The following is a 9823-nucleotide window of genomic DNA, read 5'->3' on the forward strand; positions in this document are numbered from 1 at the left end:
TTCGGCGTCCAGTTCCGGGTAATGGCGGAAGATGCCGTTGGTGTTGAATGGCAACCGCCGCTCCGAGGCCAGATAGGCGGCGATGTTGGGCCGCTTGGCTACCCGCTCCTGCAGCGCACGCAGCAGGGGCAGGGTGGGTGCCAGTGCGCGCATCCGGCGTGGAAACATATAGTCCAGCCCGCTCAGCAGCTGGAACAGCGACAGATCCACGTAGGAGTGCTCGCGCAGCGCATGACGGCCGCCATTGGCGGCCAGCACCTGCTCGAAGTAGCCGAGGAACTTCGGCAGCCGCTCGCTGCGCAGTGACGCGGCGCGTGCCTTGGCTTCGGTCTTCTGCTCTTCGTAGTACTTCGATGCAGCGATCGGATGGTGGGTGTCATGCACTTCGGCCACCAGATCAGCGATGGTCAGCTGCAACTGCAGCGCCTGCACCCGCCGTGGGGCCGCCTGCGGCACCAGGTCCAGCGTCGGGCCCAGGAAATCCAGGATGGCTGCGACCTGTGCAATGACCTGGCGACCGGCCTTCAGGAATGGTGGTGCGAAGGGCTGCGCACCTTCACTGCTGCCATCGAGAAACGGCTGCATCACTGCATCGCCGTGCACCCGCGCCATGTCGATGTAGTCGGCACCGGCATCTTCCAGCGCCAGGCGCACGAACTCGCCACGGCCCTGGATGCCGGTCCAGTAATACAGCGCGTACTGCATGGCAGTGCCTCCACAGGAAAAGACCCACAGCGTCGCGCGGGGCATGCAAAGCAGGCGTGAGCGCGGCTCTGGTGCAGGCCCGAACCCGAACGGCAGCGGAACAGGTGGGGAACCCGTTGGAATCGGTGGGGTCACACCTTCTCCATGCGTGTGAAACGAGGTGCTGCATCATGCAGAGTGGAAAGGCGGTATGGCCCTGGGTGTTGGGTGTGGTGGTGATCGGTGGCGCGGGCGGTTGGTTGTTCCGCGATCAGCTGAAGCACCTGGCAGACGGTGTTTCGGTGCCGGTGCAATCAACCCCTGCCAGCGCACCGCCACAACCGCAGGCGGCCGCAGAACCCGCGCCAGCGCCGCCGCCGATCAAGCATCCGCTGGATACCGAGGCCGCGGCCGATCCGGCGCTGCCGAAGCTGGCTGACAGCGATGCCACAGCCTGGGGCGCATTGAGCCAGCTGTTCCAGGGCGAGGGCCCGCTGACCCTGCTGCTGCGCGATCACCTGATCCAGCGCCTCGTCACCCAGGTCGACAACCTGGACAAGCCCAGCGTGCCGCCGACCGCGCTGGCCGCGCGCCCGCTGCCGGGCAACCTGCAGGTCGAGCCCGGTGAGGGCGGTGAACGCATCGCCGCCGGCAACGCGGCGCGCTATGCGCCCTATGTGCAGGCCTTCACCGCGCTCGACCCGGCGGCGACGGCGACCACCTACAAGCGCTTCTATCCGTTGATCCAGCAGGCCTATGTCGACCTTGGCCGGCCGGAGGGCTATTTCAACGACCGCCTGGTCGCGGTGATCGATCACCTGCTGGAGACCCCGGAACTGGCCCAGGCGCCGCTGGTGGAACACGATGAGCGCGGCCGCTACCGCTTCGTCGATTCGACCCTGCAGTCGCGCTCGATCGGCCAGAAGGTCCTGCTGCGCATGGACGTGGCGCAGGCCCGGGCGGTCAAGCAGCAGCTGCGGGCGATCCGCAGCGCGATCACCCGCTGAACCCGTCCACCGTGCGGAACTGATCGGGATCAACGCGCCGACCACACCCATTCCGGCATGCTGGCCGCAGGCTGACTGGCCTCGGGGTGCAGTCGCAGTCACCCTTGAAACCGGGTGGGGCAACCGCATCTTTCCAGCATCGCCGGCACGGGCCGGCCCAGATGACCGATGAGGTTTCGCAATGCGGATGGACAAGCTCACCTCGCGTTTCCAGCAGGCGCTGGCAGACGCACAGTCGCTGGCCGTGGGCCGCGACAACAGCATCATCGAACCGGTTCACCTGTTCAGCGCGCTGCTGGACCAGCAGGGCGGCAGCACGCGCCCGTTGCTGGCCCAGGCCGGGGTGAACGTGCCGGTGCTGCGCGAGCGCCTGACCGAGGCGCTGGATGCACTGCCCAAGGTGTCCGGGCAGGCCGGCAACGTCTCGATGGGCAATGACCTGGGGCGCCTGCTGAACCAGACCGACAAGCTGGCCCAGCAGAACGGCGATGCCTTCATCGCCAGCGAGTGGTTCGTGCTGGCCGCGCTGGAAGACGGCGGCACGCTGGGCATGGCGCTGCGCGCCGCCGGTGCCGACAAGAGCCGGTTGCAGGCCGCGATCGACAAGCTGCGCGGCGGCGAGAACGTGCAGTCGGAAAACGCTGAGGAACAGCGACAGGCGCTGGAGAAGTACACCATCGACCTGACCGCGCGTGCGGAGAGCGGCAAGCTTGATCCGGTGATCGGCCGTGACGAGGAAATCCGTCGCACCATCCAGGTGCTGCAGCGCCGGACCAAGAACAATCCGGTGCTGATCGGCGAACCCGGCGTGGGCAAGACCGCGATCGTCGAAGGCCTGGCCCAGCGCATCATCAACGACGAAGTGCCCGAAGGCCTGCGCGGCAAGCGCGTGCTGTCGCTGGACATGGGCGCGCTGATTGCCGGCGCCAAGTTCCGCGGTGAATTCGAGGAACGCCTGAAGGGCGTGCTCAACGACCTGGCCAAGAGCGAAGGGCAGATCATCCTGTTCATCGATGAGCTGCACACCATGGTCGGCGCCGGCAAGGCCGACGGTGCGATGGATGCCGGCAACATGCTCAAGCCTGCGTTGGCACGTGGCGAACTGCACTGCGTGGGCGCCACCACGCTGGATGAGTACCGCAAATACATTGAAAAGGACGCTGCGCTGGAGCGCCGCTTCCAGAAGGTGTTCGTGGGTGAGCCGTCGGTGGAGGACACCATCGCGATCCTGCGCGGGCTGAAGGAAAAGTACGCCGTGCACCATGGCGTCGAGATCACCGACCCGGCCATCGTCGCGGCGGCCACGCTGTCCAACCGTTACATCACCGACCGCCAGCTGCCGGACAAGGCCATCGACCTGATGGACGAGGCGGCCTCGCGCCTGCGCATGGAGATCGACTCCAAGCCGGAGGAACTGGACCGCCTGGAACGCCGCGTGATCCAGCTGAAGATCCAGCGCGAGATGCTGAAGAAGGAAAAGGACGAGGCCTCGCGGCAGCGCTTGGCTGATCTGGAAAACGACATCGATGCGCTGGAGCGCGAGTTCTCCGACCTCAATGAAATCTGGAAGTCGGAGAAGGCGGCGCTGCAGGGTGCAACCAAGATCAAGGAGCAGGTCGAGCAGGCCAAGCTGGAGCTGGAATCCGCGCAGCGCCGCCAGGATTTCGCCAAGATGAGCGAGATCCAGTACGGCCTGCTGCCGCAGCTGGAAAAGCAGCTGGCCGCTGCGCAGGAGGCCGAACACAAGGACTTCAAGCTGGTGCAGGATCGGGTTACCGACGAGGAGATCGCCGAGGTCGTTTCGCGCTGGACCGGTATTCCGGTCAACAAGATGCTCGAAGGTGAGCGCGACAAGCTGCTGCGGATGGAAGAGGTGCTGCACAACCGGGTGGTCGGCCAGGAGGAAGCGATCAAGGTCGTCTCCGATGCGGTGCGTCGTTCGCGTGCGGGCCTGTCCGATCCGAATCGTCCGGCCGGCTCGTTCCTGTTCCTCGGCCCGACCGGCGTCGGCAAGACCGAGCTGTGCAAGTCGCTGGCCGAGTTCCTGTTCGACAGCGCCGATGCGATGATCCGCATCGACATGAGCGAATTCATGGAGAAGCACAGCGTCGCCCGCCTGATCGGTGCCCCCCCGGGTTACGTTGGCTACGAGGAAGGCGGCTATCTGACCGAGGCCGTGCGTCGCCGTCCGTACTCGCTGATCCTGCTGGACGAAGTGGAGAAGGCGCATCCGGATGTGTTCAATATCCTGCTGCAGGTGCTGGACGATGGCCGCCTGACCGATGGCCAGGGCCGCACCGTGGACTTCCGCAACACCGTCATCGTGATGACCTCGAACCTGGGCTCGCACCAGATCCAGGACATGAGCGCCGACGACAGCCCTGAGGCCTACACGCAGATGAAGGCGGCGGTGATGGGCGTGGTGCAGGCGCACTTCCGTCCGGAGTTCATCAACCGCCTGGATGACATCGTGGTGTTCCACCCGCTGGACAAGCAGCAGATCAAGCAGATCGCGCGCATCCAGATGCGGGGCCTGGAAAAGCGCCTGGCCGAGCGCGGGCTGAAGCTGGAGGTATCCGATGCAGCGTTCGAGCTGCTCGGCAACGTTGGCTTCGATCCGGTGTATGGCGCGCGTCCGTTGAAGCGCGCGATCCAGGCGCAGCTGGAGAATCCGTTGGCGCAGAAGATCCTGTCCGGCGCCTTCGTCAACGGCGACACCATCGAAGTCGGCAACGACGGCGGCCACCTGGTGTTCGCCAAGGCCTGACCCCGCAAGCGCCCCCCTCTTCGAGTGGGGGCGCCATCGCAGGCTTTCCCGGTGCAGAATCGCCTTGTTGCACTTTTGCCCGGACAAGGAGAACCGCATGGATGGCACACGCCTGGCTTCACTCTGCATCGCACTGGCACTCGCTACGTCGGCCACCCATGCCGCCGCTGCGGAGCAGGTGCAGCTGCCGCCGATGAAGGGCTACCACCAGGCCCACCAGAACACCGATGCGCAGGGCAACCGCATCACCGAGTACGTGCCCAACGGGCAGACCGTGCAGGACTGGGCCGACATGGTCACCGTCAACGACGCGCCGAACAGTAGCCACGCAAGCCCGCGCGAGTTCCTCGGCATCATCGAAGCCGGTTGGCGCATTGCCTGCCCCGACGCACAGAGTCACTGGATCCGCGAGGGCGAGGAAGGTGGTCGCCCGTTCGCGTTGCTGATGCTCAGCTGCCCGGAGAACCCGGGCACCGGCAAGCCCGAGTTCACCTGGATCAAGGGCATCCAGGGCACAGAGGGCTTCCACACCGTGCAGAAATCGTTCCGCTCCGAGCCGGAGAAGGATGACGTCGTGCAGTGGATAGGTTGGCTGCGCGAGGTCGAGCTGTGCGGCAGCGGGCAGGCACCGGCCTGCCGCTGACCGCAGGGATCAAAGGCCGCCGAGGGGCGCCCTTCCTGCATCAGAAGCGGTGCGTGTAGCCGCTCATCAGCCCGAACTGGTTGGGCTTCTGCACGATCGGGCTGTCGGCTGCATCGCCGAGCAGGCGCGTGCCCTCGGCCGAGATGTACCAGTTGCCGTTGCGGCCCACGCGGTGGCTCCATTTCAGGCCGAGACCGGCACTGACCAGGCCGGCCTTCGGCTTGTGCTCGGCAAAGCCGGTGCGCGCGGCCTGTTCCGGGCTGACGCCGTACCAGGTCTGCATGTAGCCACGGTTGCCGTAGTCGGTGGAGACGCTGCCGCTGACCACGCCGCCGGCCAGGTCGAACAGCGGCATGCTCAGGTTCAAGTGGATCTGTTGGGTGGCCAGGCCGTTTTCGGCCTTGTCCTCGTCCTTGCGGGTGAACTGCCAGGAGCCGCTCAGCACGACTTCGCCCAGCGTATAACCAGCCGAGACACCGACCAAGGGACGGGAATCGATATCGCCCATGCCGCGCAGGAAGTCGGAACCACCGAGCAGCGAATCCTTGTCCTTGCGGATGCCGCTGGCACCGACATAGGCCCGCACGCGGGTGTGCTCGCCGATGGACGTGCCCCAGCCGATGCCACTGGTGCCCAGAAACCAGCCACCCGGCGAGGTGACATCGAAGGACAGCATGGGCGACGCCTGATACTCCTTGCTGCCGCTGTAGCGAGGGGTCGCACCGGCACCGGCGGCGACTTCGAAGGTCCAGTGGTCATCCTTGGCGTGGGCGATCGGGGCGGCCAACAGCGGCAGCAGGGCCAGGCAGAGCAGGGTGGGGGAACGGCGAAGCTGGGACATGGAAACTCTCGACAATGGGAGGAAAGCAGCGCTCGCATCCGGCGAGTGCTGCAGGGTCGTTAGCGTGGCGATACGCCGGCGACCGATCCGTCCGCAGTTGTGCGGGAGTTGTAATCAACTGTAATCGCGCCCGTGGGCGTTCAGCTGGCAGCCAGCGGCCAGTGCATTTCCAGGCGCGCGCCACCCAGCGTGGCGCGGCTGATGCGCAGTTCGCCACCGTGGCGGGCCGCAATGCGGTTGACGATGGCCAGGCCCAGGCCGAAGCCGCCGGTGTCACGGCTGCGGCTGTCGTCCAGGCGGGTGAACGGACGCATCACCTTATCGCGATCGGCTTCGGCGATGCCGGGGCCGTCGTCGTCCACGCGCAGGCAGGCGCGACCGCCAGCACCGACCAGCGAGACTTCCACCTGCGAATGCGCGTGACGCAGCGCATTGCCCACCAGATTGCTGAGTGCCAGTTGCAGCAGGCGCGGCTCGGCATCCACCCGTGGCAACGCACTGGGCTGCACGCGCAGGACCACGCCGGCACGTTCGGCATCACGGCGCACATCGGCCAGGCAGGCCTGCAGCCAGTCGTTGGCTTCGATGCGCTGCATCGGCTCGCCTTCGCTGGGATGCTCCAGACGTTCATACGCCAGCAGTTCGCTGACCAGCCGATTGAGTTCGGCCAGGTCGCCGTGCAGCCCCTGTGCCAGCCGTGCCCGGCGTTCGCGATCGTCGCTGTCCTGCATCAGGTCCAGGCCGAAGGCCACGCGCGCGATGGGTGTGCGCAGTTCGTGCGAAATGGCATGGGTGAGGTCGCGCTGGCGCTGCACCAGCTCGGCCACGCGCGCGGCCATGCGGTTGGAATGGTCGACGATCACCCGGATCTGCGAGCGTGGCGAAACCTGCGCGCGCGCCTGCAGATCGCCCGAACCGATGCGGTCGGCGTGCCGGCGCAGCGCTTCCAGGTCGCGCCAGAGCAGGCGTACCCAGGCATACAGGCTGGCGCCGACCAGCAGCAGGATGCTGAGGTAGGCCGCGATGGTCATGTACGTGGTCATCTGCACAGCGCCAGGCAGGCGCAGTTGCAGCCAGCGACCGCCGACGCCTTCGATGGGCAGCAGGACCTGCTGGTACTGATCGCGCACGATGAAGCCATCAGCCTTTACGGCCGCCTGTTCCTGCGGGGCGAGTGCCGGAGGCGTGTCGAACAGGGTCAATGCGATGCCATAGTGCGGCTGCCACTGCTGCAGACGCTCACGCTGCTGGCCGACATCCAGGCCAGCAAGGCCACTGCGCAGGGCGTACACCTGTCCGCGGACCTGCTGGACGAAAACGCGATCCTGCACGGGCGTGTAGATGCCGTCCAGGATGTGGTTGAGGAAGAACACCGACACCAGGAAGCAGGCACCGGTGACGAACCACAACCACAGGAACAGCCGCTTCATGCCGTCCAGGCCGACGGGTTGAACTGGTAGCCACGACCCCACACGGTCTTGATCCGCCGCGGTTCGCGCGCGTCATCGCCCAGCTTGCGGCGCAGCTTGCCGATGCTGACATCGACGCTGCGGTCCAGCCCGTCGAAGCCGATGCCGCGCACCGCCTGCAGGATCTGGTCGCGCGAGAGGATCTGCCCCGGCTGGCTGGCCAGCAGCCACAGGATCTCGAATTCGGTGGTGCCCATGTCCACCGGCTGTCCATGCAGGTGCACCTCGCGTTGCATGCGGTCGATCAGCAGTTCGCCGTGCATCAGGCGGCAGGGTGTGCCGCTGTTACTGCTGCCATGGCGGCGGCGAAGCAGCGCGCGCAGGCGGGCCAGCAGCAGGCGCGGCTCGATCGGCTTGTGCACATAGTCGTCGGCGCCCGATTCCAGGCCCAGCACCTGCTCGATGTCGTCCTCGCAGGCGGTCAGCATCAGGATCGGCACATCGGAGAAACTGCGGATCTGCCGGCATACGTCGATGCCACCGAGGCCGGGCAGCATCAGGTCCAGCACCACCAGCTCGGGCGCATGCTGGCGGCAGGCGGCGCCGGCGAGGTCGCCACGCGCGACGTGCTGCACGGCGAAGCCATGTTCGTGGAGGTAATCGCTGACCAGCTCGGCCAGGCGACGGTCGTCCTCCACCAGCAGTACCGACGTGGGCGCACTGCTGGGGGTGGGGGTCCAGGGGGATGGCTGCATGCGTGGGGCCTCCGTGCCCGGGCAGGAGCGCCCGGCGGCGAAGCCTAGCAACGGCCCATGACGGCTGCCTGAATCGCGGCCAACGTGATAACCGGCGGTACGGGCGTCATCGCCAGTGGCTTTCAGCGGGCGCCCCCGGCTGTCCTATGGTGGCGGTTTCCCCGGATGGAGCCTGGTGCAATGAGCGACCCGCAGTGGCAACTGGAAACCCTGGCCGTGCACGGTGGCTACCGTCCCGACCCAACCACCCGGGCGGTGGCTGTGCCGATCTACCAGACGGTGGCGTATGCCTTCGATGATACCCAGCACGGCGCCGACCTGTTCGATCTGAAGGTACCGGGCAACATCTACACGCGCATCATGAACCCCACCACCGATGTACTGGAGCAGCGCCTGGCCGCGCTGGAAGGCGGCATCGGTGCGCTGGCGCTGGCCTCGGGGCAGGCCGCGATCACCTATGCCATCCAGACCATCGCCGAGGCCGGTGACAACATCGTCGCCTCCAGCGCGCTGTATGGCGGCAGCCTCAACCTGCTGGCGCACACGCTGCCGCAGTACGGCATCCAGGCGCGCTTCGCCGACCCCGCAGATCCATCCACGTTCGCCGACCTGATCGACGAACGCACCAAGGCGGTGTTCGTCGAATCGATCGGCAACCCGCGCGGCAACGTCACCGACATCGCTGCGATTGCGGAGGTCGCACATGCCGCTGGCGTGCCGCTGATCGTCGACAACACCGTGGCCACGCCGTTCCTGCTGCGCCCGTTCGAGCACGGCGCCGACATCGTGGTGCATTCGCTGACCAAATACCTGGGCGGCCACGGCACCAGCCTGGGCGGTGCGATCATCGACTCCGGCCGCTTCGACTGGGCGGCGCAGCCCAAGCGCTTCGCTCGCCTCAACCAGCCCGACCCGAGTTATCACGGCGTGGTCTACACCGAAGCGCTGGGGCCGGCCGCCTACATCGGCCGCGCGCGGGTGGTGCCGCTGCGCAATACCGGCGCTGCGTTGTCGCCGTTCAATGCGTTCCTGATCCTGCAGGGCATCGAGACCCTGGCGCTGCGCATGGAGCGCATCAATGCCAATGCGCTGGCCGTTGCGCAGTACCTGAAGGCGCACGACAAGGTCGCCTGGGTGCGTTACGCGGGACTGGCCGACGACCCCGAGCATGCCGCCGCGCAGCGCTATCTGGGTGGACACGGCTCGGGCGTACTGACCTTCGGCCTGCCGGGCGGCCGTGAAGCAGGCGCGCGCTTCCTCGATGCGCTGAAATTGTTCACCCGCCTGGTCAACCTGGGGGATGCGAAGTCACTGGCCACCCATCCTGCCTCGACCACGCATCGCCAGCTGGATGCAGCGGAGCTGGCCAAGGCCGGTGTCAGCGAGGACACCGTGCGCCTGTCGATCGGCATCGAGCACATCGGCGACCTGCGTGCCGACCTGGAACAGGCCTTGGCCGGCGCCTGATAGCCGCGCGCTTGGTCGTCATCGCCACAGGCGATCACCACGGGTGCTGCAATGCGCTACGGTGGAGCTGCCTCTCCAAGGCAGTGGCAACGTGGCGATCCAGATCCCCGGTCGATGCGGGTCGACCGGGGATTTTTTTTTGTTTCCGGGGTCAGATGCCCCGCCGTGTCGACCAAGGTCGACACCCACCAGAGCAGAACGCCGTTCCGGCAGACCGCGGGAAATTGTCGAAGGCGGGGTGGGTCCGGTT

8 protein-coding genes are annotated in these 9823 nt (G+C 66.6%); 4 read left to right on the plus strand and 4 right to left on the minus strand.

All coding sequences use genetic code 11. The annotated features are described in order from the left end of the window. Positions 1 to 705 (minus strand): glutathione S-transferase (locus N5J73_RS23175; RefSeq protein ID WP_279941359.1); only part of this gene is annotated, 705 nt, incomplete at its 3' end. Positions 706 to 875: 170 nt separating this feature from the next. Here N5J73_RS23175 and N5J73_RS23180 point away from each other — a divergent pair. From N5J73_RS23180 to N5J73_RS23190, 3 genes are all read left to right on the plus strand, one after another. Next, complete coding sequence (locus N5J73_RS23180; protein ID WP_049448177.1) at positions 876 to 1691, plus strand: DUF3014 domain-containing protein; 816 nt, start codon at positions 876 to 878, stop codon at positions 1689 to 1691. A 181-nt stretch (positions 1692 to 1872) separates the two neighbouring features. Beyond that, positions 1873 to 4458 carry an ATP-dependent chaperone ClpB gene (clpB, locus tag N5J73_RS23185; protein ID WP_049448174.1) on the plus strand — a complete coding sequence of 862 codons (2586 nt, stop codon included), beginning with the start codon at positions 1873 to 1875 and terminating at the stop codon, positions 4456 to 4458. Between the two features lie 97 nt (positions 4459 to 4555). Further along, positions 4556 to 5101 (plus strand): hypothetical protein, encoded by a 546-nt coding sequence (locus N5J73_RS23190; protein WP_219630723.1) that lies wholly within the window; start codon positions 4556 to 4558, stop codon positions 5099 to 5101. A 40-nt stretch (positions 5102 to 5141) separates the two neighbouring features. Here the strand turns inward: N5J73_RS23190 and N5J73_RS23195 are convergent, their stop codons facing one another. From N5J73_RS23195 to N5J73_RS23205, 3 genes are all read right to left on the minus strand, one after another. After that, on the minus strand, positions 5142 to 5942 hold the full coding sequence (locus tag N5J73_RS23195) for a MipA/OmpV family protein (protein WP_049448173.1): 801 nt from the start codon (positions 5940 to 5942) through the stop codon (positions 5142 to 5144). Positions 5943 to 6082: 140 nt separating this feature from the next. After that, the gene (locus N5J73_RS23200) at positions 6083 to 7372 is read right to left on the minus strand and encodes an ATP-binding protein (protein WP_049448171.1); all 1290 of its coding nucleotides are present in this window, start codon (positions 7370 to 7372) and stop codon (positions 6083 to 6085) included. Further along, positions 7369 to 8106 (minus strand): response regulator transcription factor, encoded by a 738-nt coding sequence (locus tag N5J73_RS23205; RefSeq protein WP_049448169.1) that lies wholly within the window; start codon positions 8104 to 8106, stop codon positions 7369 to 7371. The genes N5J73_RS23200 and N5J73_RS23205 overlap by 4 nt, the downstream gene beginning before the upstream one ends. A 180-nt stretch (positions 8107 to 8286) precedes the next feature. Between N5J73_RS23205 and N5J73_RS23210 the strand changes: the two genes are divergently transcribed. Beyond that, entirely contained in the window at positions 8287 to 9573 is a 1287-nt protein-coding gene (locus N5J73_RS23210; RefSeq protein ID WP_049448167.1) for an aminotransferase class V-fold PLP-dependent enzyme, read from the plus strand. Positions 9574 to 9823 lie beyond the last annotated feature (250 nt).

This window comes from Stenotrophomonas sp. GD03654, assembly GCF_029845105.1.
Lineage (GTDB): Bacteria > Pseudomonadota > Gammaproteobacteria > Xanthomonadales > Xanthomonadaceae > Stenotrophomonas > Stenotrophomonas africana.